Source organism: Mesorhizobium sp. BR1-1-16 (assembly GCF_020165495.1).
GTDB lineage: Bacteria > Pseudomonadota > Alphaproteobacteria > Rhizobiales > Kaistiaceae > Kaistia.
Genome location: NZ_JAIUIE010000001.1, coordinates 1,118,913 through 1,145,581, shown reverse-complemented (window position 1 = coordinate 1,145,581; position 26,669 = coordinate 1,118,913). Strand labels below are relative to the sequence as shown.

The 26,669-nt window shown below is 65.2% G+C and carries 21 protein-coding genes; 11 read left to right on the top strand and 10 right to left on the bottom strand.

Translation table 11 applies throughout. From position 1 onward, the window contains the following. Window positions 1-7 precede the first annotated feature (7 nt). The 10 genes from LB518_RS05400 to LB518_RS05355 all read left to right on the top strand — a co-directional run bounded on the left by LB518_RS05400 (window position 8) and on the right by LB518_RS05355 (window position 10,838). Window positions 8-1,447, top strand: coding sequence for an aldehyde dehydrogenase family protein (locus LB518_RS05400; protein WP_224573927.1), 1,440 nt, complete (start codon window positions 8-10; stop codon window positions 1,445-1,447). Further along, complete coding sequence (locus tag LB518_RS05395) at window positions 1,444-2,790, top strand: 8-oxoguanine deaminase (RefSeq protein WP_224573926.1); 1,347 nt, start codon at window positions 1,444-1,446, stop codon at window positions 2,788-2,790. Before LB518_RS05400 ends, LB518_RS05395 begins: the two co-directional genes overlap by 4 nt. Before the next feature lie 22 nt (window positions 2,791-2,812). Then, entirely contained in the window at window positions 2,813-3,649 is an 837-nt protein-coding gene (locus LB518_RS05390) for an ABC transporter ATP-binding protein (protein ID WP_224573924.1), read from the top strand. After that, window positions 3,646-5,196: an ABC transporter permease gene (locus tag LB518_RS05385; protein ID WP_224573922.1), complete on the top strand. Its 1,551-nt coding sequence runs from the start codon at window positions 3,646-3,648 to the stop codon at window positions 5,194-5,196. The genes LB518_RS05390 and LB518_RS05385 overlap by 4 nt, the downstream gene beginning before the upstream one ends. Continuing rightward, the gene (locus tag LB518_RS05380) at window positions 5,193-5,642 is read left to right on the top strand and encodes a VOC family protein (RefSeq protein ID WP_224573920.1); all 450 of its coding nucleotides are present in this window, start codon (window positions 5,193-5,195) and stop codon (window positions 5,640-5,642) included. The genes LB518_RS05385 and LB518_RS05380 overlap by 4 nt, the downstream gene beginning before the upstream one ends. A gap of 353 nt (window positions 5,643-5,995) precedes the next feature. Further along, window positions 5,996-6,979 (top strand): ABC transporter substrate-binding protein, encoded by a 984-nt coding sequence (locus LB518_RS05375; RefSeq protein WP_224573917.1) that lies wholly within the window; start codon window positions 5,996-5,998, stop codon window positions 6,977-6,979. Between the two features lie 29 nt (window positions 6,980-7,008). Continuing rightward, window positions 7,009-8,115 carry an NADH:flavin oxidoreductase/NADH oxidase gene (locus LB518_RS05370; RefSeq protein ID WP_224573915.1) on the top strand — a complete coding sequence of 369 codons (1,107 nt, stop codon included), beginning with the start codon at window positions 7,009-7,011 and terminating at the stop codon, window positions 8,113-8,115. Then, window positions 8,115-9,185, top strand: coding sequence for an aldo/keto reductase (locus LB518_RS05365; protein ID WP_224573911.1), 1,071 nt, complete (start codon window positions 8,115-8,117; stop codon window positions 9,183-9,185). The genes LB518_RS05370 and LB518_RS05365 overlap by 1 nt, the downstream gene beginning before the upstream one ends. Next, a complete protein-coding gene (locus LB518_RS05360; RefSeq protein WP_224573909.1) occupies window positions 9,186-10,145 on the top strand; it encodes a nucleoside hydrolase in 960 nt (319 codons plus the stop codon). It begins immediately after the preceding gene. A gap of 120 nt (window positions 10,146-10,265) precedes the next feature. Next, window positions 10,266-10,838 (top strand): ECF transporter S component, encoded by a 573-nt coding sequence (locus LB518_RS05355; protein WP_224573906.1) that lies wholly within the window; start codon window positions 10,266-10,268, stop codon window positions 10,836-10,838. Window positions 10,839-10,908: 70 nt separating this feature from the next. Here the strand turns inward: LB518_RS05355 and LB518_RS05350 are convergent, their stop codons facing one another. The 7 genes from LB518_RS05350 to LB518_RS05320 all read right to left on the bottom strand — a co-directional run bounded on the left by LB518_RS05350 (window position 10,909) and on the right by LB518_RS05320 (window position 22,192). After that, on the bottom strand, window positions 10,909-14,043 hold the full coding sequence (locus tag LB518_RS05350) for an efflux RND transporter permease subunit (protein WP_224574339.1): 3,135 nt from the start codon (window positions 14,041-14,043) through the stop codon (window positions 10,909-10,911). Window positions 14,044-14,054: 11 nt separating this feature from the next. Next, the gene (locus LB518_RS05345; protein ID WP_224573904.1) at window positions 14,055-15,251 is read right to left on the bottom strand and encodes an efflux RND transporter periplasmic adaptor subunit; all 1,197 of its coding nucleotides are present in this window, start codon (window positions 15,249-15,251) and stop codon (window positions 14,055-14,057) included. Window positions 15,252-15,465: 214 nt separating this feature from the next. Continuing rightward, the gene (gene nadC / locus LB518_RS05340) at window positions 15,466-16,311 is read right to left on the bottom strand and encodes a carboxylating nicotinate-nucleotide diphosphorylase (RefSeq protein WP_224573901.1); all 846 of its coding nucleotides are present in this window, start codon (window positions 16,309-16,311) and stop codon (window positions 15,466-15,468) included. Between the two features lie 2 nt (window positions 16,312-16,313). Then, the gene (locus LB518_RS05335) at window positions 16,314-17,861 is read right to left on the bottom strand and encodes an L-aspartate oxidase (RefSeq protein WP_224573899.1); all 1,548 of its coding nucleotides are present in this window, start codon (window positions 17,859-17,861) and stop codon (window positions 16,314-16,316) included. Beyond that, the gene (gene nadA, locus LB518_RS05330) at window positions 17,858-18,865 is read right to left on the bottom strand and encodes a quinolinate synthase NadA (RefSeq protein ID WP_224573896.1); all 1,008 of its coding nucleotides are present in this window, start codon (window positions 18,863-18,865) and stop codon (window positions 17,858-17,860) included. Before nadA ends, LB518_RS05335 begins: the two co-directional genes overlap by 4 nt. A 57-nt stretch (window positions 18,866-18,922) precedes the next feature. Continuing rightward, window positions 18,923-19,837 carry an NUDIX hydrolase gene (locus tag LB518_RS05325; RefSeq protein WP_224574337.1) on the bottom strand — a complete coding sequence of 305 codons (915 nt, stop codon included), beginning with the start codon at window positions 19,835-19,837 and terminating at the stop codon, window positions 18,923-18,925. A 138-nt stretch (window positions 19,838-19,975) separates the two neighbouring features. Next, entirely contained in the window at window positions 19,976-22,192 is a 2,217-nt protein-coding gene (locus LB518_RS05320) for an amylo-alpha-1,6-glucosidase (protein WP_224573895.1), read from the bottom strand. Between the two features lie 153 nt (window positions 22,193-22,345). Between LB518_RS05320 and LB518_RS05315 the strand changes: the two genes are divergently transcribed. Then, complete coding sequence (locus LB518_RS05315; RefSeq protein ID WP_286198551.1) at window positions 22,346-22,771, top strand: secondary thiamine-phosphate synthase enzyme YjbQ; 426 nt, start codon at window positions 22,346-22,348, stop codon at window positions 22,769-22,771. Window positions 22,772-22,789: 18 nt separating this feature from the next. On the opposite strand, the gene LB518_RS05310 is transcribed toward LB518_RS05315, so the two are convergent. Genes LB518_RS05310 through LB518_RS05300 form a run of 3 tightly spaced genes read right to left on the bottom strand, consistent with a single transcriptional unit; the run spans window position 22,790 to window position 26,667 of the window. Beyond that, window positions 22,790-23,968, bottom strand: coding sequence for a M20 aminoacylase family protein (locus LB518_RS05310; RefSeq protein ID WP_224573894.1), 1,179 nt, complete (start codon window positions 23,966-23,968; stop codon window positions 22,790-22,792). A gap of 24 nt (window positions 23,969-23,992) precedes the next feature. After that, window positions 23,993-25,852 (bottom strand): ABC transporter ATP-binding protein, encoded by a 1,860-nt coding sequence (locus LB518_RS05305; RefSeq protein WP_224573892.1) that lies wholly within the window; start codon window positions 25,850-25,852, stop codon window positions 23,993-23,995. After that, window positions 25,852-26,667 carry an ABC transporter permease gene (locus LB518_RS05300; RefSeq protein ID WP_224573889.1) on the bottom strand — a complete coding sequence of 272 codons (816 nt, stop codon included), beginning with the start codon at window positions 26,665-26,667 and terminating at the stop codon, window positions 25,852-25,854. The genes LB518_RS05305 and LB518_RS05300 overlap by 1 nt, the downstream gene beginning before the upstream one ends. Window positions 26,668-26,669 lie beyond the last annotated feature (2 nt).

The following is a 26,669-nucleotide window of genomic DNA, read 5'->3' as shown; positions in this document are numbered from 1 at the left end:
AGACGCCGTGGCCGCGACCACCAGCTTTTATATCGACGGCGCCTTCGTCGCTCCGCTCTCAAGCGAACGGGCGCCCGTCATCAACCCGGCCACGGAAGAAACGATCGCAACGATCGGACTCGGCAACGCGGCCGATGTCGATCGCGCGGTCGCAAGCGCAAGGCGCGCCTTCCCTGCCTTTGCGGCGACAAGCCGGGAAGAACGGCTGGCGCTGTTCGCCCGCATCGTCGCGGCATTCACGGCTCGCCGAGAGGATCTGGCCGCAGCTGTCATGGCAGAAATGGGCTCGCCGAAATGGCTCTCCTGGGAGCTGCAGACGGCGTCGAGCATCATCTATTTCGAAAGCGCGGCAGAAGTGCTGCGCACCTTCGCCTTCGACGTGCCGCATGGACAATCGCTGATCACGCATGAGCCGATCGGCGTCTGCGGGCTGATCACGCCCTGGAACTGGCCGTTGAACCAGATCGTCACCAAGCTCGCTCCGGCCCTCGCTGCGGGTTGCACCGTGGTACTGAAGCCATCCGAGCTTTCGCCGCTTTCGGCCCTCATCCTCGCCGAAGTGATGCATGAAGCAGGCGTGCCGCCCGGAGTCTTCAACCTCGTCAATGGCACGGGACCTGTCGTCGGCGCTGCGATTTCGGCCCATCCTGATGTCGACATGGTCTCCTTCACCGGCTCGACCCGCGCCGGCATCGCCGTCGCAAAGGCCGCGGCCAACACGGTGAAGCGCGTGCATCAGGAGCTTGGCGGCAAATCGGCCAATATCGTGCTGCCAGACGCCGATCTCGATCTCGCGGTCACTGATGGCGTCAAGCGCTGCTTCATCAATTCAGGCCAGTCCTGCATCGCCCCGACGCGCATGCTCGTTCATGCCTCGCAGCTGAACGAGGTCATCGACCGCGCCCGTACGGTGGCTGCAACCATGATCGTCGGCGATCCGACGCGCGCCGAAACCACCATGGGGCCCGTCGCCGGAAGCGCCCAGTTCGCCAAGGTGCAGGGGATGATCGAGGCCGGCATCGCCGAGGGCGCACGCCTCGTCGAGGGCGGACCCGGACGCCCGCAGGATCTCAATCGCGGTTATTTCGTGCGCCCGACGATCTTCGCCGACGTGACATCCGACATGACGATCGCGCGGCAGGAGATCTTCGGGCCCGTTCTTTCGATCCTCACCTATCAGGACGAGGACGAGGCGGTGCGGATCGCCAATGACAGCGTCTATGGCCTTGCCGGCTATGTCTATTCGAGCGACGAAGACCATGCCCGCGCCACGGCCCGCCGCATCCGCGCCGGTCGCGTCTTCATCAACAATCCCTGGTTCGATTTCGAGGCGCCCTTCGGCGGCTACAAGCAATCCGGCAACGGTCGCGAGCTCGGCGATCACGGCATGCGCGAGTTTCTCGAGGTGAAAACCGTGCTGGGTTGGGACGCGGAGGCGGAACGATGAGCGAGCGTCTCTGGATCAAGCACCCGATCGCTATCCTCACTGATGGCGCCGAACGCGGCATCGTCGTCGATGGAAGCCGGATCGTTGCGCTGGTGGGCCGCGATGATCCCGATCCGCAGCATGACGACGTGTTCGATGCCAGCCGCCATGTCGTGCTACCCGGCCTCGTCAACACGCATCATCACTTCTTCCAGACGCTGACGCGCGCCCATCCGGCCGCCATCAACAGGGAGCTGTTTCCCTGGCTCAAGGCGCTCTATCCGCTTTGGGGCGATCATCTCGACCGCGACAGCTTCCGCCTCGCGACGCGCCTCGCACTGACGGAACTGCTGCTTTCGGGCTGCACGACCGCATCCGACCATCTCTTCGTCTTCCCGGCCGACATGCCGGATGCGGTCGACATCGAGGTCGAGGAAGCTGCGAAGCTCGGCATGCGCGTTGCGCTGACGCGGGGTGCGATCAATCTCGGCATGACCAAGGGCGGTATCGCCGACGAGCGTCTGATGCAGGACGACGATGTCGTGCTGGCCGATTGCGAGCGCGTCATCGGCCGCTATCACGACCGCCGCCCCGGCGCCTATTCGACGGTCGCGCTCGCGCCCTGCGCGCCCTTCAACGTCACCCGCGAAATGATGTGCGCCGCGGCGGAGCTCGCCGAGAAGCACGATTGCCGCCTGCATACCCATCTCGGCGAGACCGAGGACGAGAACGATTTCTGCCTCTCGCGCTTCGGCATGCGGCCGCTCGATTATCTTGAGGAGGTCGGCTGGCTGAACGACCACGCCTGGCTGGCGCATGGCATCCATTTCGATGACGCGGAGGTTGCCCGGCTCGGCCGCCACCGCGTCGGCATCTGCCATTGCCCGACATCGAACATGGTGCTCGCCTCCGGCATCTGCCGGACCAAGGAACTGGAAGCGGCCGGCGCCATCGTCGGGCTTGGCGTCGACGGCTCGGCCTCGAATGACAGCTCCAACATGATGGAGGCGGTGCGCCACGCCCTGATGATCGGCCGGCTGCGCTACGATGCGGCGACGGTGACCCATCTCGACGCACTCCGCTGGGCCACCGAAGGCTCGGCCGCCTGCATCGGCCGGTCCGATATCGGCCGGATCGCGGTGGGCATGGAGGCTGATCTTGCGCTATTCACGCTCGACGAACTGCGCTTTTCGGGTGCTGGCGATCCTATCGCCGCGCTCGTCCTCTGCGGCGCCCACACGGCCGACCGTGTCATGGTCGGCGGCAACTGGCGCGTGATCGACAGCGCGCCGGTCGGCGTGGATCTTGCGAGGCTGCGGCATGAGCATGGCGCCGCCGCCCGCGCTTTCCTGACCGCACTCTGACGAAGGACACCGCACGCCAGCCATGAACGCCCTGCCCGCGCGAGAAAGCCTGACCGCACCCGAAGGAACCGAACCGACGGGGCCAGTCGACGTCATCATCGATCAGGCCGGCAAGACGTTCCAGACAGTACGCGGACCCATACGGGCGCTCGACCCCATTTCGCTGAAAGTGCCGCGCGGTGCTTTCGTCGCGCTGATCGGTCCCTCGGGTTGCGGCAAGTCCACGCTGCTGAGGATGATCGCCGGCCTGGAGCAACCCGACGAGGGCGGCGCGGTGCTGGTGCGCAGCAAGCATCCCGAGCAGTTCCGCAAGGAGGGCGAACTTGGCATCGCCTTCCAGGATCCGGCCCTCCTGCCCTGGCGCAGCGTCGCCGACAATATCGCGTTTCCGCTGCAGATCCTCGGCCGACCGGTCAAGCGGCACGCCGCGACGATCCAGTCGCTGATCGACCTGGTGGGCCTCAAGGGCTACGAGGCGGCGCTGCCGGGCCAGCTTTCGGGCGGCATGCGGCAGCGCGTCGCCATCGCCCGCTCGCTTGTGACCGACCCGTCCGTGCTGCTGCTCGACGAGCCGTTCGGCGCGCTCGACCAGATCCTTCGCCGCGCGATGAATGTCGAACTGCAGCGCATCTGGGCGGCGCGGCAGACGACGACCCTTCTGGTGACGCATGGCATCGACGAGGCCGTGTTCCTCGCGGATACCGTGGTGGTGATGCATGCGCAGCCCGGCCGCATCGCCGAAATCGTCAACGTTCCCTTTGCACGGCCGCGCCTGCCGAGTTTGTTCAGCAGCCCCGATTTTCACGCGCTGTGCGACCGGCTGACCGAGAGCCTGCATGGCGGGGACGCCTCGCCATGAAGACGCAGCCTGCGCGCGAAAACGCCCGCATCCTGTTCGGAACGCTCATCTTCTTCGCGATATGGGAGTTTCTCGGCGCTACGACATCGTGGGGCATCGCGATGGTCCCGGCGCCTTCACGCATCCTGATGCAGGCCTTCGCCGACCGAGAACTCTACTGGCTGCATGGCACCGCCACGATCCAGACCTCCGCGATCGGCTTCGCGATCGGCGTCACCGTCGCGGTGGTCGCTGCGCTGCTGTTCTGCCTGTCGCCAAGGTTGGAGCTCGCATTTCGCGGCATCAATATCGCCCTGTTCGCGACGCCCGCCATCGTTATCGGACCGCTGCTGGTGCTATTTCTGAAGGGTGACTGGCCACAGACTGTGCTGGCGGCGCTGATGGTCTATTTCCCGGCGATGTCGGCGACGCTGCTCGGCCTTCGGACGGTCGATCCGCGCATAGCCGATCTCGTCGCGGCCTATGGCGGCGGCGAGGGGAAGCTGATGCGATATGTGCGGCTGCGCGGCGCCCTGCCCGACCTGTTCGCTGGCTTTCGCGTGGCGGCGCCGCTTGCCGTACTCGGCGCTGTGCTCGGCGAGTTCGGGTCGGGCACGCGTTGGGGCTTTGGCGCGTTCCTGCTTTCCGCCCTGCCGCAGGGCAATCCCGCGCGGCTCTGGGGCATCGGCCTCGCATCAAGCGCCATCGCGCTCGCCGGCTATGCGCTGTTCCTGCTGCCGGCCCGCCGCCTCTCGGCCTCGAGCACAGCCGTGACGCTCGCGGCCGTGCAGAAGGCGGCGCGGCCATCCGGTGGCTGGGCTTGGCAGCGGATCGCGCTTGCGGGCATCGCTGTCGCTCTGCCTTTTGTCATCTGGTGGCTGGCCGTCACGCTCACGCATGTCAGCCCGATCATCGCGCCCGGGCCTGGCCGCACGGTTATGTTCCTGATCGAGGGCCGGCAGGCTGCCGGCGCGCGCGCCGCGCTGTTGACGGCGCTGGGGCAGACGCTGCCGGTCGCTCTGCTGGGTCTGCTGGCCGGCCTGGCCTTTGCCTTCGCGCTCGCTGCGCTCTCGTTGCTCGCGCCGGCCGTTGCGCGGGCCCTGCTACCGATCGCGCTCGTTGCGCAGAACATGCCGCTCGTCGCCGTCGTCCCCTTCGTGGTGCTGATCTTCGGCCGCGACGTCACGGCTTCCGTGTTCATGGCCATGCTGGTCGTCTTCTTCCCGGCCTATGTCCTGCTGCATCAGGGATTCACGACAGTGCCGCGCGCGGCGAGCGATCTCGTCAGCGCCTATGGCGGCGGCCGGTGGAAGCAACTCGTCCATATCGCGGTGCCCTATTCGGTCGGCCATCTGTTCGCGGCCGCCAAGCTCGTGGCACCGCAGGCGCTGCTCGGCGTCATGGTCGCCGAATGGCTGCTTTCGGGTGTTGGCCTCGGCAATCTCCTCAATGTGTCGCGCGGCGGGCTCGATTACGACATGATCTGGGCCGGCGCGCTGATCTCCATTCTCATTTCAGTCGCCGCCTATGAGGCGGTCGGCTTCATCGAACGAAAGGTTGGCCGATGACCGCCGCGATCCGCTGGCATCATGCCTCGCTGACGGTTGCCGCGATCGATCCGGCCATCGCTTTCTTCAGCGCCGTATTCGGATTTACCCCGCTCTTCATCGAGCGCGACATGCGCGACGATATCATCGCCCTGACGGGGCAGGCCGGCCTTTCCTGCGACTTCACGCAGATGCGCTCCGATGCCTATCCGCTGATCCTCGAACTGATCGCATTTCATTCGAGCGCCGAGCCGCGCCCGGAAGCCGATAGTTTGCCGTGGCGGCCGGGCGTTGGCCATGTCGCCTTTCATGTCGATGATTTCGACGGCGTCGTCGCCCTGGCCGTCGATCACGGCGCCAGCGTGCTCGGCCGCGCGATCGATTTTCCCGGTGGCCGCTCGATCTATTGCCGCGCGCCCGGCGGCGCCTTCTTCGAGATCGAGCATCTCGACATGGTTGCTATGTGAGGCGCAACGCCGTGGCTCCGATCGCCCTGCCCGACAACAGCGCTGGTTCTCGCAAGTTTGGGCAGTCACTGCCTATAACTTGGACGCAAGATTCATTCAGTCTGCATATTAGGCAGTTGAACCTGGATGCCCTGACGGTAAACTCCGTATCCAAGGTTCCGATCGACCGAGAATTCGGGTCGAACCGACTGCCGCCGCGATCTGGCCTCCGGGACGACCGAGGGCCAGTCGAAGCTGGACCGTCGACCACACAATCCGTTCGCGCCGCCAAAGGCCGATGCCGCTCCGCCTCCCTCGGGGCCGGCACGCCTTCGCGGAATGTCAAACCCCTCCGCTGATACAGGAGTCGATCCATGATGCTCACGCAGACCCGCCGCGCCTTCGGCAAAGCTGCCTTCGCAGGTCTCGCCGCTGCGGCCTTCGCCCCGATGGGACGCGCCCGCGCGGCCGAGACGCCGCTCGCCTTCCAGTCGATCTGGATCAACGATCCCGAATTCATCGGCTATTTCATCGCTATCGACAAAGGCTGGTACAAAGAGGCGGGCCTCGACCTGACCTATTTGCCGGGCGGCCCCGATGTCATCCCGCAAGCCTCCTTGCTGACGGGGAAGGCTGACATCGCGCTGACCTCGCTGATCGAGACGGCGTCGGCCGTTTCAGAAAAGGGCGCGACGTTCAAGATCATCGGCGCACAGTTCCAGAAGAGCCCGGACAGCGTCATCAGCCTCGAAGCCACCGGCATCAAGTCGATCAAGGATCTGGTCGGCAAGACGGTCGCCTGCCCGCCGCTCAGCCTCGGCACGTTCAAAGTGCTGCTCGGCCTCAACGGCGTCACCGAGGATCAGCTCAAGATCGTCCCCTATGCCTTCGATCCGACGCCGCTCGCGACCGGCCAGGTCGATGCCGTCGTCGATTTCATGACGTCGCTGCCGTTCATCGTCGAGCAGACCTCGGGCAAGAAGGCGAGCTATCTGCTGTTCTACGATTTCGGCCTACCCTTCGGCCAGGACCTCGTCACGGTCAATGAAGAGACGCTGAAGACCCGGCGCAAGGATATCGTGGCGTTCATGCGCGCAAGTCGCAAGGGCTGGGACGAGGACTTCGCCAATCCGGAAAAATACACGAAGGAATATGAGAACACCTGGTTCAAGGGCAATGGCTACACGCCGGAAGCAGCACTCTACCATTCACGCATTCAGGTCGATCTCATGAAGAACCCGAATGGCGTGTTTGCGATGGATGACGCGTGGATCGCCAGCAACCTCGCCACCCTCGACAAGGTTGGCGTCAAGGCCGACAAGAGTCTGTTCGATACGAGCATCCTCGCTGAACTCTGACCAGGACGGCCGGCAACGGTCTTGAATTCATGGCAAGCCTCTTTGCGCACCTGACCATCAGGGGCGTGACCTTCAAGAACCGCATCGTTGTCTCGCCGATGTGCCAGTACGCCGCGATCGATGGCTTCGCGACGGACTGGCATTTCGATCATCACGCACGCTTCGCGCTTGGCGGGGTCGGCGGTGCACTCGTCGAGGCGACCGGCATCACGCCGGATGGCCGCATCACGCCTGATTGCCTCGGCATCTGGGACGATCGACATGTCGACGGCCTCGCGCGGATCGTCGCGACCTATCATCGTCAGGGCGCGGCGATCGGCATTCAGCTCTCGCATGCCGGGCGGAAGGGAAGCTCGACGGCACCGTGGCAAGGCGGCTGGGCGATCCCGGCCGAAGATCCCGCCGCCTGGCAGACGGTCGCGCCGTCTCCCATCGCTTATCACGAGGACTGGCCGGTCCCGCATGCGCTCAATAAAAGCGAGATCGCCGACATTGTCGCGGCGTTTGTAGAAGCCGCGAAGCGGGCGGTTACGGCCGGCTTTGACTTCGTCGAAATCCATGGCGCGCATGGCTATCTTCTTCACAGCTTCGTCTCGCCGGTCTCCAACCAGCGGACGGATCGCTATGGCGGCACGGCGGAGAACCGCATGCGCCTCTCCGTCGAGGTGGCCACCGCGATCCGGGCGGCGATCCCAGAGGGCATGCCGCTCTTCTATCGCGCCTCCTGCATCGACCGCATCCCAGACGCGGGACTGACACTCGCCGACGCGGTTGTGTTGGCCAAGGCGCTGAAAACGGTCGGCGTCGATGTGGTCGATTGCTCGGCCGGCGGCATTCTGGTGCGCACCAATCCCGGCCACATCCAGGAAGGCCCAGGCTTCCAGATCGGTTTCGCCGCGCGCATCCGCGAGGAAGCGGAAATTGCGACCATGGCGGTCGGTGCCATCACTGAGCCCGAACAGGCAGAGGACGTGATCGCCAGCGGCAAGGCCGATCTGGTTGCGATCGGCCGCGAATTGCTGGCCGATTCCAATTTCGCGCATCGCGCAGCCGGGGCGCTCGGCATCGAAAGGCCCGATTTCGTGCTGCCCGAACGCTATGCGTTCTATCTGCAGTTCAGGCGGCCCGCATCGTGATGGCTCCGATCGCCCAGGTTCCGCTCGGGCGGCGGTCGGAGCTGACCGTATCGCGCGTCGGCTTCGGCTCGGCGCCCCTCGGCGACTTCTTCGAAAGGCTGGACGAAGGCGAAGCGATCGCGACCGTCGCGGCAGCCTTTGCCGCGGGCATCACGCTGGTCGATACGTCGCCGCATTATGGCAATGGACTCGCGGAGCACCGGATTGGAACGGCGCTTCGTTCCATGCCGCGCGAGAGCGTGGTGATATCCACCAAGATCGGTCGCGTGATGAACCCCGCGACGCTTGCTGGCGGCTCGGCCCCGCCGCCGGCGCGGGGCTTTGTCGGCAGCCTGCCGCATCGGCCGCGCTTCGATTATTCCTATGATGGCGTCATGCGCTCGTTCGAGCAGTCGCTGCTGCGCCTCGGGACGGATCGCATCGACATTCTGCTGATCCACGACATTGACGCGTGGACGCATGGCGAGGATCAGGTCGAGGTGCGCTACCGCGAGGCGCTCGACAGCGGCTATCGTGCGCTCGAACAGCTTCGCGCGGAAGGCAGCGTCAAGGCGATCGGGCTCGGGCTCGACGATCATGACTGGTGCGAGCGCTTCCTGCGCGCCGCCGATTTCGACGCCGTTCTGCTCGCCGGCCGCTATTCGCTGCTCGAGCAGCCAGCGCTGGCCACCTTGATGCCGCTCGCGCTCGAACAAGGCGTCGGCATCATGCTCGGCGGCATCTTCAATTCTGGCATCCTCGCCACCGGCGCCATTCCGGGTGCCCGCTACAATTACGAGGCCGCGCCGCCCGGGATCATCGATCGCGTCGCCCGCATCGAGGCCGTCTGCCGAGCGCATGGCGTGCCGCTGGCGCGTGCGGCGGTGCAGTTTGTCCTCGGCCATCCGGCGGTGTCTTCGCTGGTGCTCGGCGCCGTCAAGCCGGCCGAAATCGCCCGCAATCTCGCCGCGCTGGACCATCCTGTTCCCGAAGGCCTCTGGAGCGATCTCAAGGCCGAGGGCCTGCTCGATCCAGCCGCGCCGACGCCCAACAAGGAGCCGCCCGTGCTCCAATCCAGGGAGACCGCCTGAATGCCCCTCAACGCTCCGGCCACGACGCTGTGGATCGACACCGACACCGGCTCGGACGACGCCGTCGCGCTCGTCATGGCCTTCATGAACCCCACCGTCGAGATCGCCGGCATCTCGGTCGTGATGGGCAATTGCTCGCTGGAAAAGGCGCTGCAGAACGCGCTCTACACGCGCGAGATCTGCGGGGCCACGCATGTGCCCGTTTATGCAGGCATCGGCAAGGCGCTGATCCGCGGGCCGTTCGACGCCGTCAATGTGCATGGCGAGGACGGCATGGGCGATATCGGCCTGCCGCTCTCCGGGCGTAGGCCTGATGAAGGCCACGGCGTCGACAAGATGATCGAGGTGATCCTGTCGCGCCCGGGCGAGATCACTCTGGTCACGCTCGGGCCGCTCACGAATGTGGCCGTGGCGCTCGCGCGCGAGCCGCGCCTCGCACAGGCGGTCAAACATTGCATCATCATGGGCGGCATCGGCGATGGCCCCGGCAATGTCACGCCGGCGGCGGAATTCAACATCTATGCCGACCCGGACGCCGCTCGTATGGTCTTCCAGTCCGGCATGCCGATCGTGATGTGCGGGTGGGAGATTTCCTGCCGCCATGCCGTCGTTGAGCCGGCCGATACGGACGAACTGAAGCGCATCGGGGGCAAGCTCGGCGACTTCTGTGTCGATATCCAGCGCTGCTTGGTCGAGTTCTCGACCAAGATCTCGGGCCTGCCGGGCATCGACCTGCCCGACCCGATCACCATGGCGATCGCCATCGATCCGTCCATCGTCGTGAAGTCGAGCGAGGCTTACGTCGAGGTTGTGAACGCCGACGGCCCCGCGCTCGGCCAGACGATCGTCGATCGCAAGCTGCATGCCGGCAAGCCGGTCAACGCCACCGTCGTCGATATCGCCTCGCGCGACAGGTTCATGAAGATGCTGACCGACGCGGTGACGCGCCCGATCGGCTGATCAAGCGAAACGCTTGGGACGATCGTCCCACGGTTGCCAGAGGCGGGGGAACGCTGAAGGCCAAGAAGGATGCCGACCGAATGGCCGGCCGGATAGGGTCTCTCTTCTCTGGGGAACATCATGAAGTTCGACAACAGAACGCTCGTGCTGATGGCGGCAGCCATCGTGATCAACATCGTCGTCGGCCAGATCGTCGCCTGGCTGAAACTCCCTCTGTTCATCGATTCGATCGGGACGGTCCTGGTCGGCATCCTAGCTGGTCCGATCGCCGGCGCCATTGTCGGCACGCTGGCATGCCTGATCTGGGGCCTGATCCTTGATCCGGTCGCGGCCGCATTCTTTCCCGTCGCGCTGGTTATCGGCGCCACTGCCGGCATCCTTGCCCGCTATGGCTGGTTCTCCAGCCTCTGGAAGACGGTCGTTTCGGGCGCCATCATCGCGGTCATCTCGACGATCGTCTCCATCCCGATCATCGTCTACATGTTCGGCGGTGTGACGGGCTCGGGCACCGACTTCGCCACAGCCTATCTCCTGGCCATGGGCACGCAGCTCATCCAGTCTGTCGCGATCTCGAACCTCGTGCAGAACCTCGCCGACAAGATCATCACGGCGGTCATCGCCTGGCTGATCGCGACGCGCCTGCCGCGGAACTTCACGACCGGCCTGCCCTTCTTCGCCTACACGAAAGCCTGATCCGGCGATCACGACCAAAACGGAAAGCGGCCGCCCTCAGCAGGGCGGCCGTTCTTTTTTGCGGATCGGATCAGTGCGCCGGAGCGACTGTCTCGGGCGTCGCAGGCTTCGGCTTCCGGCGATCGGCGACGCGGCGGACGACGACATAGAACATCGGCACCATGAAGATGCCGATCGACGTCGCCGCGAGCATGCCGCCCATCACGCCGATGCCGACTGCATTCTGCGCGCCCGAGCCGGCGCCCGTCGCGATGGCGAGCGGCAGCACGCCAAGAATGAAGGCCAGCGACGTCATCAAGATGGGACGGAGGCGCTGACGCGCGGCGAGGAGCGTCGCCTCGACCAGTTCCTTGCCGGCGGCCTGCTGGTCTCGCGCGAATTCGACGATCAGGATCGCGTTCTTGGCCGAAAGGCCGATCGTCGTCAGCAAGCCAACCTTGAAGTAGACGTCGTTCGATTGGCCAAACAGCTTCGCCGCCACGAGCGCGCCAAGGACGCCGATCGGCACGGCAAGCATGACCGAAAACGGAATCGACCAACTCTCATAAAGTGCCGCGAGGCACAGGAAGACGACGAGGATCGAGATCGCATAGAGCGCCGACGCCTGGTTACCGGAGAGCTGCTCCTGATAGGAAAGGCCGGTCCAAGCCGCCGTGAAGCCCGATGGGAGCTCCGAGACGAGCGTCAGCATCTCGTCCATCGCCGTGCCGGAACTGACACCTGCTGCGGACGAACCCTGGATGCTCACCGCCGATATGCCGTTGTAGCGGTCGAGTTTCGGCGACGCCCGCGTCCAACTCGATGCGATGAAGCTTGAAAAGGGCACCATCTCGCCGCTCGCATTGCGAACGAACCAGCTGTCGAAACTTCCAGGTTCTGTGCGAAATTCGGAGTCGCCCTGCACATAGACAGGCTTCACCTTGCCGCGATCGATGAAGTCGTTGACATAGGAGCCCGCGAAGGCGACCGAGATCGTGCTGTTGATGTCAGCGAGATCGACGCCGAGTGCCTTTGCCTTGGCTTGGTCGATATCGACATTGAACTGGGCCTGATCCTCCTGACCACCCTGACGGACGCCCACGACGAGCGGATCCTTGGCCGCTGCAGCGAGCAACTGGTCGCGCGCCGCCTTCAGCTGGTCCTGACCAGCCCCGGCCGTATCCTGCAGATACATCTCGAAGCCGTTCGACTGACCGAGATTGGGGATGACAGGCGGCGCCAGAGCGATGACCTGCGCGTCGCGGATCTTCGAGAAGGCAGCCATCGCGCGTCCCGCGATCGCCGCAGAAGTCTGGTCCTTGCCTTTGCGCTCGTCGAAATCCTTCAGCTTGATGAAGGCCATCGCCGAGTTCTGGCCACTGCCATTGAAGCCGAAGCCGAGCGCGGAGAACACCGCGTCGACATCGCCTTTTTCCTCGTTGAGGAAATGCGCCTCGACCTGCTTGACCACATCGAGGGTTCGGGCCTGCGTGGCACCGGATGGCAACGTGATCATCGTCATCAGCACGCCCTGATCCTCCTCCGGCAGGAAGGAGCTCGGAAGCCGCACGAAGAGCAAGTAGACGCCGGCGACCATGATGAGGAACAGGGCAAGGAAGCGCCCCGGCCGTCGAATGATGCCGCCGACGCCGCGGACATAGCTGTCGGTGCCGCGATCGAAATTGCGATTGAACCAGCCGAACAGCCCTTTTCGCTCGCCATGCTTGGCAGGCTTGAGCATGGTGGCGCATAGCGCCGGCGTCAGCACGATAGCGACCAGAACGGAGAGCACCATCGCCGTGACGATCGTGACCGAGAACTGGCGGTAGATGACGCCGACCGAGCCGGAGAAGAACGCCATCGGCAGGAAGACGGCCGAGAGCACCATGGCAATGCCGATCAGCGCGCCGGTGATCTCGCCCATGGATTTCTTCGTGGCCTCGCGCGGCGACAGCCCCTCCTCCGCCATCACGCGCTCGACATTCTCGACAACGACGATCGCGTCGTCGACGAGAAGGCCGATCGCCAGAACCATGGCGAACATCGTCAGCGTGTTGATCGAATAGCCGAAGTAGGCGAGGACGCCGAAGGTGCCGAGCAGGACGACGGGCACCGCGATGGTCGGGATCAGCGTCGCGCGAATGTTCTGAAGGAACAGGAACATCACGAGGAAGACCAGAACAACGGCCTCGGCAAGCGTCTCGACCACCTTCTCGATCGAGAGCTTGACGAAGGGCGTCGTGTCATAGGGGTAGACAACCTCGATCGACGACGGCAGACCGGCCGACAGCTTCTCCATCGCCGCCTTGACGCCGGCCGAGGTGTTGATCGCATTCGCCCCGGTTGCGAGGTTGATACCAAATCCCGCCGCCGGCAGCCCGTTGTAGCGCGAGTACGAGCCGTAGCTCTCCGAGCCGATCTCGACCCGCGCGACGTCGCCAAGATGCACGATCGAGCCGTCGGTCGCCGTCTTCAGGATGATGTTACGGAATTGGTCAGGTGTCTGGAGCTGGCTCTGCGCCGTCACCGTGAAATTGAGCTGCTGCCCGGCCGGGCTTGGCAATCCGCCAAGCTGGCCCGCCGAAACCTGCCTGTTCTGGACTGAGATCGCAGTCGAGATATCGCTCGGCATGAGCTGGTACTTGGCGAGCTTCGCCGGATCCAGCCAGATGCGCATCGCAAAGCCCGAGCCGAAGACGTTGATGTCGCCGACGCCCTCGACGCGCTTGATGACATCTTCAAATGTCGACGAGAAATAGTCTCCAAGATCCTGCGACGACAGGCTGCCGTCTTTCGACACCAGCGCGCCGACCATCAGGATGCCGGAACTCGACTTGGTGACGCTGATACCCTGGTTGACCACGGCGTCGGGAAGCTGTGACTCGACCAGTTGCAGCTTGTTCTGGACCTGAACCTGCGCGATATCGGGATCGACGCCGCTGGCGAAGGTGAGCTGAATCGAAGATGAACCGGTCGCGGAACTCGATCCGGACATGTAGTCGAGACTTTCGAGCCCAGTTAGTCCCTGCTCGATGACCTTCGTCACCGAGTTCTCGACCGTCTCGGCGCTGGCGCCCGGATAGCTGGCGGAGATGCGCACGGTCGTCGGCGCGATTTCGGGATATTGCGCAATCGGCAGCGTATAGATGCCGAGCAGTCCGCCGAGCATTACGGCAATCGCAAGCACCCAGGCGAAGATCGGACGGGCAATGAAAAAGTCAGCGATCGAACCGCGCTTCATTTCGCTGTCTCCTTCTCGCCAGAAGCTGCCGGCTCCGATTTGACCACGCCGTTTTCGTCGAGCGTGACGGCGACGGGCGTGACTGCGGCTCCATCACGGATCTTCTGCAAGCCGTCGACGATCAGGCGGTCACCATCCTTGATGCCCTCGTCGACCAGCCAGTTGTTGCCGACAGCCTGAACCGTATCGAGGATCCGCGTCTCCACCTTGTTGTCCGACGTCAGGAACATGGCCGTGGCAGCGCCCTTCGCATTGCGATCGACAGCGCGCTGCGGGACGAGGAAGCCCGCCTTGTCATCGCCGAGGCTGACGATGGCGCGAACATACATGCCGGGCAGCAGCTGTCGCGTCGGGTTGGCAAAGGTCGCTCGCATCGAGAAGGTGCCGGTCGTCTGGCTGACGGTCGCTTCGGACGATTGCAGCGTCCCTGTCTGATCATAGGTGCTGCCATCGTCGAGGATGAGCTTCATCGGGGGCGGTCCCTCGGAACGCTGAAGCCGTCCGCTATCGAGCATGGCGCGAATGCGCAGAAGACTGGTCGTCGAGTCGGTCACGTCGACATAGATCGGGTCGATCTGACGGATGGTCGCGAGCGCGGTTGTCTGGTTCGCCGTCACCAGCGCCCCCTCGGTCACCGTCGACGTGCCGATCAGCCCGCCGATAGGGGCCTTCACATTGGTGAAGCCGAGATTGATCTCTGCCGCCTCCAGCGCAGCCTGGGCAGCCGCCACATCCGCTTTGGCCTGCGCCAGCGTCGCCTTGGCGTCGTCAAGACTCTGGGCGGTAACCGAATTGACGCCGACGAGCTGGTTGTAGCGATCGACCTTCGCTTGGGCGCTTGGAACAGCGGCCTCCGCCTTTTGCAGCGACGCCGCGGCGGAATCGTAGGTTGCCTGATAGGTGCGCGGATCGATCTCATAGAGGAGATCGCCCGTCTTGACGGTCGATCCCTCGGTAAATACGCGCTTCTTGATGATGCCATCGACCTGCGGCCGAATATCGGCCACTGCCGAGGCGGTAGTGCGGCCCGCGATTTCGACGGTGATCGGAACCGGCCCCGATTTCAGTGTCACGAAGCCAACCTCGACGGTGCCCCCGCCCGGAGGTCCGCTCGGCGCGTTTTCGCCGGAACAGGCAGCCAGCCCGGCCAGGAGGCCAAGCAAGAGCAGAGGCCTGAAGGTGCTCGTGTTCATATAAGATCTCCGGCAAAGAAACGACGCCACGACAAATCTCGACGTTCTACGAGCGAGATCTGACGACGGGCTACAATGTAAGCCCGATAGCTAGCGCAAGAGTGTGTGCCTCGTAGGTCCGAAAGACACTCAATATTGCTGCAGCTGGCCGTTTCGTGTCGGAGCATGTCCGTGAGGGGACCGCGACATCTCCCGTTACGATTTGTTTCCGGGCCTAGAAGTCGAGGCCGATATCGAGGATCGGCGCGCTATGCGTCAGCCAGCCAACCGAAATCAGGTCGACACCGCTGGCCGCGATCGTGGGCGCCGTTGTTGGGTTAACGCGGCCGGACGCCTCGGTGATCGCGCGGCCATCGACCATCGCGACGGCGCGCGTCAGCATCGCCGGGTCCATGTTGTCGAGCAGAACAGCGTCGACGCCGAGTTCCAGCGCCTCAGCGAGCTGGTCGAGGGTGTCGACCTCGAGCTCGATTTTCACGAGATGGCCGACATGCGCCTTGGCTCTTTCGAGCGCTGGGCGAATGCCGCCGGCGATGGCGATGTGATTATCCTTGATCAGCACCGCGTCATCGAGACCGAAGCGGTGATTGGCACCGCCGCCAGCCCTGACGGCATATTTCTCGACCGCGCGGAGCCCGGGCGTGGTCTTCCGGGTGCAGACGATCTGCGCCTTGTGACCGGCGACCGAGGCGACGATCGCCGATGTCGCGCTGGCAATGCCTGACAGCCGGCAAAGAAAATTGAGCGCCGTCCGCTCCGCCGTCAGGATGCCGCGCGCCGGCCCGCTGATCGTTGCGATCAGATCACCCGGCGCAACTTGAGTGCCATCGACCCGCGCCACTTCGACCGCGATCTTTTCGTCTATCAGACGAAACGCGAGGCGCACCAGATCGATGCCTGCGACGACGCCCTCTTGGCGCGCGACGAGCCGCGCCTCAGTCAACGCGTCCGCGGGAACGACGGCATCGGTCGTGAGATCGCCGGCGCGGCCGAGATCCTCAAGGAGAGTCGCCCTGACGAGGGGCTCGATCATGATGAGTGGCAAAGGGTTGATCGACACGATCAGGCGCTCCGGGCGGCTTGAAAGGCGGGTTCTGCAATAACGCTGGCGGCAGCAAGCGCCGCTTCGGCCGTGATACGGGTTCGTACGGCCCCGGCCGCTCGATCGGGATAATCCGTCCGGGAATGCGCGCCGCGGCTTTCCTGGCGCTCGAAGGCGGCGACGGCGATCATCAACCCGACAAGCGCCGGATCAGCGGCGGCCGAGTGGCCGAGTGCGCGTGGCAGCAGCGCGGCGATGGCGGCCCTCAGCCCTTCGCCGTCCCGGAGGACCCCGGCATGGCGCGACAGCAGGGGCCGCACGAAAGATGGATCGGGAGTTACCGGCACCTCGGCAAGCGGTGCCGGGCGAGGCTGCCGTCCGAGCGTCGCAGCAACGCTTTCAGCGACGGCCGCCGCCGCGACGGCTGCCTCGGTCAGCGAGTTGCTCGCAAGGCGGTTGGCGCCGTGCAGCCCGGTCGAGGCGACTTCACCAGCGGCCCAGAGGCCCTCGACGCTGCTGCGGCCGTCCGCGTCTACAGCGATGCCGCCCATGTGGTAATGCGCGGCGGGGCGGATCGGAATGGGATCGATAGATGGATCGAGGCCGGCCTCGCGGCAGAAGCGCGCGATGGCAGGAAAACGCGCACTGAAGCCGGCGCCCGGATGCTCTCTCGCATCGAGGAACACGCTGTGGCCCGCGGCAAGCTCACGCCAGACGGCGCGGGCGACGACGTCGCGCGGAGCGAGTTCGGCGCCCGGCTCGCCGGCCAGGAAGCGCCGGCCGCTCTCGTCGACAAGCTTTGCGCCCTCGCCGCGGACCGCCTCGCTGATCAGCTTCATCGGCCGCGCCGCCGAGGCGAAGGCGGTCGGATGAAACTGCACGAATTCGGGATCGGCGATCACCGCCCCGGCGCGGGCCGCCAAGGCAAGACCCTGGCCGAAGCAGGCGAGCGGATTGGTGCTCTCCTCATAGAGACCGCCAATTCCCCCGGTCGCAAGGATAACGCGCGTCGTCGAGAGGACCGTCGCGCCAGAGCTGCCTGCGAGAACGATGCCCGCCACCCTGCCCTCACCGTCGAGCACGAGGCGACGCGCTTCGACATGTTCGAGCGCCGTGATGGAGGGGGTCCGCCGGACAGCGGCGACAAGCGCGCGGATGATCTCGCGGCCGGTGCCATCGCCATCGGCGTGAACGATGCGGTTACGGCTGTGCGCGGCCTCGAGCCCGAGGCGAAAGCCGCCCTCGTGACGATCGAAACCGACGCCGAGGGCGGCAAGCCGGGCAATCGCGCCCGGAGCGGCTTCGACGATGCGCTGCACGGCCGCCGGGTCGCAGAGCCCGTCGCCGGCCGCGAGCGTATCCTCATGATGCAGAGCCGGACTGTCGTCGTCGCCCATGCTCGCAGCCATGCCGCCTTGCGCCCAAGGGCTTGAAGCCTCGCCGCCGAGCGGCGCCTTGGTGACCAGAACGACTGGCTGCGGCGCAAGAAACAGCGCCGTCGCCAACCCCGCGAGACCAGCGCCGACGATGACGGGCTGCCCGCGCAGCCCCGCGAGATCGGCGCTCATACCGCCAGCATCCGCTCGACGGAGAGGCGGGCCCGATCCGCGATTTCGGGATCGATGGTGACGACGTTGCGGTTTTCCTCGAGCGCGCGGCGGATGTTCTTCAGCGTGATCCGCTTCATGTGCGGGCAGAGATTGCAGGGGCGGATGAATTCGAGATCGGGGTAGTGGACCGCAACGTTGTCGCTCATCGAGCATTCGGTGAGCAGCACGACGCGCGGCGGCCGATGGTCGGCGACATAGTCCGTCATGGCGGCGGTGGAACCGGCAAAGTCGGCCTCGGCCACCACTTCGGGCGGACATTCGGGATGGACGAGCACCGTGACGCCCGGATGAGCGGCGCGCAGTTCGCGGACGTCCTCGGCCGTGAAGCGCTCGTGCACCTCGCACTGTCCGGCCCAGGTTATGATCTCGACACCGGTCTCGGCGGCGACGTTGCGGGCGAGATACTGGTCCGGCAGCATGATGACCTTGGGCACGCCGAGCGACTCGACGACGCGCTTGGCATTGCCCGAGGTGCAGCAGATGTCGACCTCGGCCTTCACGGCGGCGGTCGTGTTGACATAGGCGACGATCGGCACGCCCGGATAGGCTTCGCGCATCAGGCGGATATCGGCTGGCGTGATCGAATCGGCGAGCGAGCAGCCAGCCTCGGTGTCCGGGATCAGCACGGTCTTGGCCGGATTCATCAGCTTCGCGGTCTCTGCCATGAAGGAGACGCCGGCGAGGACGATGATGTCGGCCTCTACATTCATCGCCTCGCGAGCGAGCGCTAGGCTGTCTCCGACGATGTCGGCGACGCAGTGATAGATCTCCGGCGTCTGGTAGTTGTGCGCGAGGATAACCGCGTTCTTCTTGCGCTTCAGCGCCAGGATTGCCTCGACGTCCTCGGCGAACAGCGCCCAATCGGCCGGCGGCACGACGCTGCGGATCGGCGCGTAGAGCGCTGCGGTACGATCGAGAAGCGCCGTGAGCGATGCGGCGGTGTGCGGGGCGGGAGCGTCCATGACAATACTCACTTTGAGCATAAGTTGGACATATGCTTACGCTGAGCATAAGCCGTGTCAAGACCGGATCAGCGGTAATTTCGTTCCGGCGATGGCGCGCTCGACCTCGACGGCATGGCGGAAGCGGAACAGCTTGGCCGGCCGACCGAGAGTTTCGGCAGCGGTTTCGCCTGTTTCTTCAACGAGTTCCTGCTGCTCAACCAAACGGCGAAAGTTCTGCTTGTGCACGAGCCGGCCGCCGAGCGCCTCGACGCAGCGCTGCAGCTGCAGCAGCGTAAACATTGGCGGCATCAGCTCGAAAACCACGGGGCGATATTTGATCTTGGCCCGGAGCCTGGCGATTCCCGTCGCGAGGATGCGCCGATGATCGGCCAGCATCGCGCGTCCGGGGACGCCGGAGCCCTGTTCATCCGCGCGCGGCTGTTGTGCCTCGGCAACGAGGCCGGCTTCATAGAGCAGCTCATAGCGCTGCAGCGTCAGGTCCTCGTTCCAGGGATTGCCGCCGAGACCGAAGGCGAGCGCGACCCGGTGGCGTCGCTCGGCACTGCCCGTCTCGGCCCAGACCGTGAGCGCCGGCGCGACGACCTTCTCGATCACGGCCGGCGGACCGGAGCGCCAGTCCTCCCATGGGAAATAGTCGTACCAGCTCCGCCAGCCTTGGGCGCTGTCGCGGCCGACTTCCTCGCGGGTCAGTCCGAGATAGCTGATCGAGATGACGCGCGCTGCCGCCGGTCCCGCGCCGCGATCACGATCAGCGAAGGTGTAGAGCTGTTCGACATAGCCGAGCGGATGATGCGTTTGCTGCTCGACCCAGTCGCGGAGGCCGGATTGCAGCGAGCGATGGGCGAGTTCGAACGGTCCGGACGGCAAGGCACGGCCACCGTCGAGCGTCATCACGCGGGGCTCACCCGCGGTGACGGCGACGAGCACGGCAATGAGATCGACGACTGCCGACCGTCCAGCCGGATCGATCCCGCCGCGCTTGCCGCCCTCTTGTTCCGCCACGCTTCACCCCGCCGTCACCGAGCCCGATCGCGAGCACAGCAACGATTGTCGTGAAGTCGGCCGCGGACGCAAGCGCCGAGCGGCTTTCATGGCCGGCATCTACAATTAGCTGCGCGTCAGCGCCCGCACCCGGCCTTCGCGCGCGAGCACATTCACGACCACTTCCTGCCCGCTTCGCCTGAGCGCGACATCCATGCGGCCGCTGCCGACGCGAAGGCGCCGCAGCACCACTTCATCCAAAAAAGTCGGCAGCACCGGCTCGTCGAAGAGAATTTCGCCAGCGGCCGGATCGAAGCGAAGGCCGAGGCAGGACTGAATCAGCGAGAGCGGCGAGCAGGCTGCCCAGGCCTGCGGCGAGCAAGCGACGGGATAGAAAGTGGGACCGCGGCTGCGCTGGCGCGGAAAGCCGCAGAAGAGCTCGGGCAGGCGCCTGAGCTCGATATAGATCGACGCTGAGAACAGGCCCTCGGCGAGGCGCGCCGCCTCGCGGCGATAGCCATAGCGCGCAAAGCCGGCACCAATCAGCGCGTTGTCATGCGGCCAGACGGTGCCGTTGTGATAGCTCATCGGATTATAGCGCGCCTCGGTCGAGGCGATCGTGCGAATGCCCCAGCCGGAAAAGGACGCACTATCCATTAGCGTCGCGACGAGGGTTGCCGCGCGTTCGGGATAGGCGATGCCGGTATAGAGCGCATGACCGGCATTCGAGCTGCGCACGCGGCAGGGCCGCTTGGCGCCGTCGAGCGCCAGGGCATAGGTGCCGAGCGCCTCGTCGAAAAAATGCTCGTCGAAACGGCGGCGCAGCGCCTCCGCCTTTCCTTCATACATCGCCGCGTCATCAATCCGCCCGAGCGTCGCCGCGATGCGGGCCGCGGCACGCCAGGCGCCATAGACATAGGCCTGTACCTCGACCACGGCGATCGGCCCCTCGGCGAGCCGTCCATCGGCATGGAAGATCGAATCGTGACTGTCTTTCCAGCCCTGATTGATGAGACCCTCGGCGCGCTTGCGGCCATATTCGACGAAGCCGTCGCCGTCCCGGTCGCCATCCTGTTCGATCCAGCGAAGGGCCGCCTCGACATGCGGCAGCAGGCGCGCGATGGTCGCGACATCGCCGGTGCGGTCGAGATAGGCGCCGGCCAGCATGATGAACAGCGGCGTGGAATCGACGCTGCCGTAATAGCGGCGGAACGGCACCTCGCCGAGTTCCGCCATTTCGCCGCGACGAACTTCATGCAGGATCTTGCCCGGCTCGGCATCGGCGGCCGGATCATAGACAGTCGCCTGATTGGCCGCGAGATGCAGCAGCACGCCGCGCGAAATCGCGGGATCAAGCCAAAGCGTCTGCAGCGCGGTGATCAGCGCGTCGCGGCCGAACACGGTGCTGTACCAGGGAATTCCGGCATAGGGATAAGGCCCCTCCGGCGTTTCCGTGATCAGCATATAGAGATCCGAAACGCTGCGCCTAACCGCCTCGTCGAAAAGCTCGTTTGAGGTCGTGATTGCCGTCGCCCGGCTCGATGAGGCCCGAAGGGCGCGTCGCGCGTCGCGGAGCGCGAGGAAGAAGGTCCGGCGGGATGCCGTAGCCGTCTCATGGGCGCCGCAGCGGATTTCGACGAACAGCAGCTCGGCCGCATTCGGCGCGAGGTCGATCGTGAACGTGACACGGTCTGCCGTCACCGTTTCCGGGCGGGGATCGAAACGGAGACTGGTCTCCCGGCGCTCGCCGTCGAGGCCGGTATAGGCGAGCACGACGCCGTCCTCGCTGATCTCGGCAGGATGATGCTCGCCATGTCGATCGCGCTTGGTGCCGCGCACCTCGAACAGGTCGGCGAAATCCGCCGCGAAATCGATCGTAAGCGTGATGCGGTGCGGAACCTGATCGAAGTTGCGGACGGCGATACGCTCGAAACAGGTGGCGTTCCAGAGAAACCGCGACCGGCGGATATGGATGAGGTCGTGATCGAGCACGCGCGTGCCGTCCGGCCCGAAGAGATCGGGATTGGCGAGATCGCAGGTCAGCGTCGCGTTGTCGTCACGCAGGGTCGAACTGAGCAGGATCGGCCTGTTGCCCGCAACGTTAAGCGCCAGATGCGACAGATGACGGGTGTCGCGGTGATACACCCCCTCTGGGCTGCCCGGCCCAGAGGCGGCGTCGCCATTGTGATCGAAGACGCCGAACGTATCGCCATGCTTCAGCGTGCGCGGCCGTCGCTCCTGCAACGAGGCCGTGGAGGGAATGAACAATTGGGGCGTGGCGGTGACCTCTGGACCTGCCGTGACAACGGCATGGGGAACCTCCTCGGCCGCATGCTTGTTCATGAATTCCGCTCCATTGCATCGCCGCCCTGCCCCACCGCCGTGGACGTGCTCTGGAGCAATGCGCCGGCTGGAGCCGCGTTCCGCGTAAATCGGAACGGCGACCTCCGAGCCGGGGGCGCTTGACAGCCGCCGCTCGGCCGTTACGCCTGACACATGGCAATCATCGAAACGATCATCATTCCAACCTCGGGCCAAGGTCTCTACGAGTTCACCGACGCGGCCGAGGATTTCCTCGCCCGCTCGGACATCGAGACCGGACTTCTGACGCTGCTGGTGCGACACACCTCGGCCTCGCTGCTGGTGCAGGAGAACGCCGATCCCGATGTGGTGCGCGATCTCAAGACATTCTTCGCACGGCTCGTACCGCCGGCGACCGACCCTTCAATGGCCTATCTCGTCCACCGCCTCGAAGGCCCCGACGACATGCCGGCGCATATCAAATCGGCGCTGACGCAGGTGTCGCTATCGATCCCTGTGCTCGATGGACGAATGATGCTCGGCCGCTGGCAGGGCCTCTATCTCTTCGAGCATCGCGATCGACCGCACCGGCGCGAGATCGTCCTCTGCGCCAGCGCGTAAATCAACCGCCGACCGCGGTCAGGCCGCGCTGCGCGGCAGAAGCTGCTCGGCCAATGTCGCCCAATAGCTCGCGCCGACCGGCAGGACCTCGTCGTTGAAATCGTAACGTGGGTGGTGAAGCTGGGGATCGTCGTCCGTCCGGGCGCTGCCGAGCATGATGTAGCTGCCCTGCTTCGCGTTGAGCATGAAGGAGAAGTCCTCCCCGCCCATGGTTGGCTGCGGCAATTCCGAGACGCCGCGTTCGCCAGCGACCGCTTCCGCCGCGCGCTTCGAGAGTTCGGTCGCCGGACCGTCATTGATGGTAGCCGGATAAGTCCGCTCATAGACGAGTTCGGCCGTCGCGCCGTAAGCCTCGGCGGTAGCGCGGACGATGCGCTGCATCGCGCTCTCGATAAGGTCGCCAATCTCCGGCAGATACCAGCGCGTCGTGCCGCGCATCATCACTTCCGAGGGAATGACGTTGAATGCGCCGCCGCCGCGGATTTCGCCGATGGTGACGACGGCGCTTTCGAGCGGCGGGACATTGCGCCCGACAATGCTCTGCAAAGCTGCGACGATCGCGCCGGCGACGACGATGGGGTCGACGCCGTCATGCGGCTGCGCGCCATGGGCGCCGCGGCCGGTGATCGTGATGGTGAAGCGAGAGACGGCCGCCATGGTCGGACCAACGCGCCACAGAAATTCACCGGCGGGGGCCTTCGGCCAGTTGTGCATGCCGAAGACGAGGTCCATCGGGCAGCGCTCGAACAAGCCCTCGCGCACCATCATGCCGCCGCCGCCATGCAGTTCCTCGGCTGGCTGGAAGATCGCATAAACAGTACCGTCGAAATTGCGCGTCTCGGCGAGATAGCGCGCCGCACCCAGCAGCATCGCAGTGTGGCCGTCATGGCCGCACGCATGCATCACCCCTGCCGTCGTCGAGGCGTGCGGAACGCCGCTCTCCTCGTGGATCGGCAGCGCATCGATATCCGCCCTGAGGCCGATCGCCCGGCCCGGCTTCGCGCCGTGGATCACGCCGACGACGCCGGTCCCGGCGAGCCCGGTGATGATCTCATCGACGCCGAATTCCTTGAGCTTCTCCTGGATCACCGCGCTGGTCCGATGCTCCTCGAGCGCCACTTCTGGATGGCGGTGCAGATCCTGACGCCAGGCAGTCATGTCGGCGTGGAAGTCGGCGATGCGGTTGACGATGGGCATGGGCTGTCCTTTGGCAGAGGATGGTCAGGCGGCCGCGAGCGGGCGCAGCACGAAATGGCCCGGAGCCACCTCGTCATAGCTGGACGGCTCGACGGGAGCACCGACCGGGAAGATGGGCGAGGAGAGCGGCCGGAAGCTGCGATCGTCATGCGGCCGCCGCCGCGCCGGATCGGCGATTGGCACGGCGTCGAGCAGCGAGCGCGTATAGGCATGGCGCGGGTTTTCGAACACCGCGGCGCGCGGGCCGATTTCCACGATGCGCCCCAGATACATCACCGCCACATTGTGCGATACGCGCTCGACCACCGCCATGTCGTGGCTGATGAACAGGAACGACAGCCCGAGATCGGCCTGCAGCTCCATCAGCAGATTCAGGACCTGCGCCTGCACCGACACATCGAGCGCCGAGACGCTTTCGTCGGCAACGATCAGCTTCGGGTTTGGCGCGAGCGCCCGTGCGATCGCCACGCGCTGGCGCTGGCCGCCGGAAAGCTCATGCGGGAAACGGCGCAGGAAGCTGCGCGGCAGTTCCACCCGGTCGAAGAGATGCGCGACGCGATCATGCAATTCGCTCCCCGAGGCGAGGCCGAAGTTCACCAACGGTTCCGCAACCTGGTCGAGCAGGCGCCGATAGGGGTTGAGCGAGGCGAACGGGTCCTGAAACACCATCTGCATGTCGCGCCGGGCATGCCGCAGATCGAGCCGGCTGAGGCCGCGCACATTCCATCCATCGAGCTGGATCTCGCCGGAATCGGCTTCGACCAGGCGCAGGATCGAGCGGCCGCAAGTGGATTTGCCGCAGCCGGATTCGCCGACCAGCGACAATGTCTCGCCCTTCGCGAGCTGGAAGCTGACATCCTCGACCGCATGGACATTGGCGACCGTGCGCCGCATCAGGCCGCCCTTGACCGGGAAGCGCGTCGTCAGGTTCTTCACAGTCAGCAGCGGCTCGCGCCGTGTCCCGATAGTGGGCGGCGGCGCGGCTGACCGCAACGTCTCGTCGCCGAGAATGCGCATCGGTTCCGGCGCCGGCTTGTCGCGCATCTCGCCGAGCTTCGGTACGGCTGCGAGGAGCGCCTTGGTATAGGCCTCGCGCGGCTGCTCGAAGATGTCACGGACCGGGCCTTCTTCGACCACGTCGCCGCGATACATCACGACGACGCGGTCGGCCATCTGCGCCACGACGGCCATGTCATGCGTGATGAACAGCACGGCCATGCCATTCTCGCGCTTCAACCGATCGATCAGGCCGAGTATCTCGGCCTGGATCGTGACGTCGAGCGCGGTGGTCGGCTCATCGGCAATGAGCAGCCGCGGCCGACAGGCCATCGCCATGGCGATGACGATGCGCTGGCGCATGCCGCCCGAAAGCTCATGCGGATATTGCGTGAGCCGCCGTTCTGGCTCGGGAATGCGGACTTCCTTCAGCAGTTCGAGCGCCCTGCCCCGCGCGTCTTCGCCGGTCAGGCCGCGATGGCGCTTCAGGCCGTCGGTCAGTTGCCGCTCAATCGTGAAGACCGGGTTGAGCGAGGTCATCGGCTCCTGGAAGATCATGCCGATCTCGTTGCCGCGGATGCTCTGCATCACGTCCGGCTCGGCCTTGGCAAGGTCGATCACCTCGCCGCTGCCACGCGCGAATTCGAGAGATCCCCCCGCGATCCGGCCGCCGCCGAATTCGATCAGGCGCAGGATCGACAGCGACGTCACCGACTTGCCCGATCCGGACTCGCCGACGACGCAAAGCGTCTCGCCCGGCTGGATCTCGAAACTGACATCCTTGACGCCGGCGACCATGCCGTCATCGGTCTGGAACTCGACCCGGAGACCCGAGACCTTGATGATCGGGTGACCTTCGGCTGGATGCATGGCTGTCGCCCCGGTCATCACTGTGCCCTCGGATCGAGCACGTCGCGAAGGACGTCGCCGAACATGTTGAGCGCCAGCACAGTGAGCGCCACGGCGGCGCCCGGCGCGAGCGCGGTCCAGGGCGCGACATCGAGATAGTCGCGCGAGGCCTGGATCATCAGGCCCCAGGAGGAATTGGGCGGCTGCGTGCCGAGGCCAAGGAAGGACAGGCCCGCCTCGGCGAGGATCGCGAAAGCGAGACTGATCGTGGCCTGCACGATCACGAGCGGCATCACATTCGGAAGGATATGCCGCCAGATCATCGCCGCGTCATTGGTCCCGGCCGCACGCGCCGCCTCGACATAGGGCATCGCCGAAACCCGCAGGGCCTCGCCCCGGATGATCCGGGCGAGGAACGGCGTGAAGGCGATGCCGATCGCGATGATGGTGTTCGGTATGCTTGGCCCGAGCATCGCCGAGATCGTCAGAGCCAGGAGCAGGGCCGGAAAGCTCAGCAGCGTATCGACGAAACGCATCAGCACATTGTCGAGGGCGCCGCGTGCATAGCCCGAGATGATGCCGAGCGGCAGGCCGATCAGGACGCTGATGGCCACGGCCGCGCCGGCGATGCCGAGCGAGGTGTGGGCGCCCAGCAGCACACGGAAGAAGATGTCGCGACCGAGCTGATCCGTGCCAAACGGATAGCCCATGCTCGGCGGCTTCAACCGCATCGTCATCTTCATCTTGGTCGCCATGTCCGGCGGGATGATCAGCGGCGCGAAAATGCCGATCGCAACGATGATGACGATCAGCGTGAAGCCGATCACGCCTTGCGGGGTGAGAAAGCGCTTCACGA

What these genes read in the sequence shown, in the direction of transcription:
- LB518_RS05395 (WP_224573926.1), top strand. Translation starts at nt 1,444, where the DNA reads ATGAGCGAGCGTCTCTGGATCAAGCACCCGATCGCTATCCTCACTGAT.
- LB518_RS05390 (WP_224573924.1), top strand. Translation starts at nt 2,813, where the DNA reads ATGAACGCCCTGCCCGCGCGAGAAAGCCTGACCGCACCCGAAGGAACC.
- LB518_RS05385 (WP_224573922.1), top strand. Translation starts at nt 3,646, where the DNA reads ATGAAGACGCAGCCTGCGCGCGAAAACGCCCGCATCCTGTTCGGAACG.
- LB518_RS05380 (WP_224573920.1), top strand. Translation starts at nt 5,193, where the DNA reads ATGACCGCCGCGATCCGCTGGCATCATGCCTCGCTGACGGTTGCCGCG.
- LB518_RS05375 (WP_224573917.1), top strand. Translation starts at nt 5,996, where the DNA reads ATGATGCTCACGCAGACCCGCCGCGCCTTCGGCAAAGCTGCCTTCGCA.
- LB518_RS05370 (WP_224573915.1), top strand. Translation starts at nt 7,009, where the DNA reads ATGGCAAGCCTCTTTGCGCACCTGACCATCAGGGGCGTGACCTTCAAG.
- LB518_RS05365 (WP_224573911.1), top strand. Translation starts at nt 8,115, where the DNA reads ATGGCTCCGATCGCCCAGGTTCCGCTCGGGCGGCGGTCGGAGCTGACC.
- LB518_RS05360 (WP_224573909.1), top strand. Translation starts at nt 9,186, where the DNA reads ATGCCCCTCAACGCTCCGGCCACGACGCTGTGGATCGACACCGACACC.
- LB518_RS05355 (WP_224573906.1), top strand. Translation starts at nt 10,266, where the DNA reads ATGAAGTTCGACAACAGAACGCTCGTGCTGATGGCGGCAGCCATCGTG.
- LB518_RS05345 (WP_224573904.1), bottom strand. Translation starts at nt 15,251, where the DNA reads ATGAACACGAGCACCTTCAGGCCTCTGCTCTTGCTTGGCCTCCTGGCC.
- LB518_RS05335 (WP_224573899.1), bottom strand. Translation starts at nt 17,861, where the DNA reads ATGAGCGCCGATCTCGCGGGGCTGCGCGGGCAGCCCGTCATCGTCGGC.
- nadA (WP_224573896.1), bottom strand. Translation starts at nt 18,865, where the DNA reads ATGGACGCTCCCGCCCCGCACACCGCCGCATCGCTCACGGCGCTTCTC.
- LB518_RS05320 (WP_224573895.1), bottom strand. Translation starts at nt 22,192, where the DNA reads ATGAACAAGCATGCGGCCGAGGAGGTTCCCCATGCCGTTGTCACGGCA.
- LB518_RS05315 (WP_286198551.1), top strand. Translation starts at nt 22,346, where the DNA reads ATGGCAATCATCGAAACGATCATCATTCCAACCTCGGGCCAAGGTCTC.
- LB518_RS05310 (WP_224573894.1), bottom strand. Translation starts at nt 23,968, where the DNA reads ATGCCCATCGTCAACCGCATCGCCGACTTCCACGCCGACATGACTGCC.
- LB518_RS05305 (WP_224573892.1), bottom strand. Translation starts at nt 25,852, where the DNA reads ATGACCGGGGCGACAGCCATGCATCCAGCCGAAGGTCACCCGATCATC.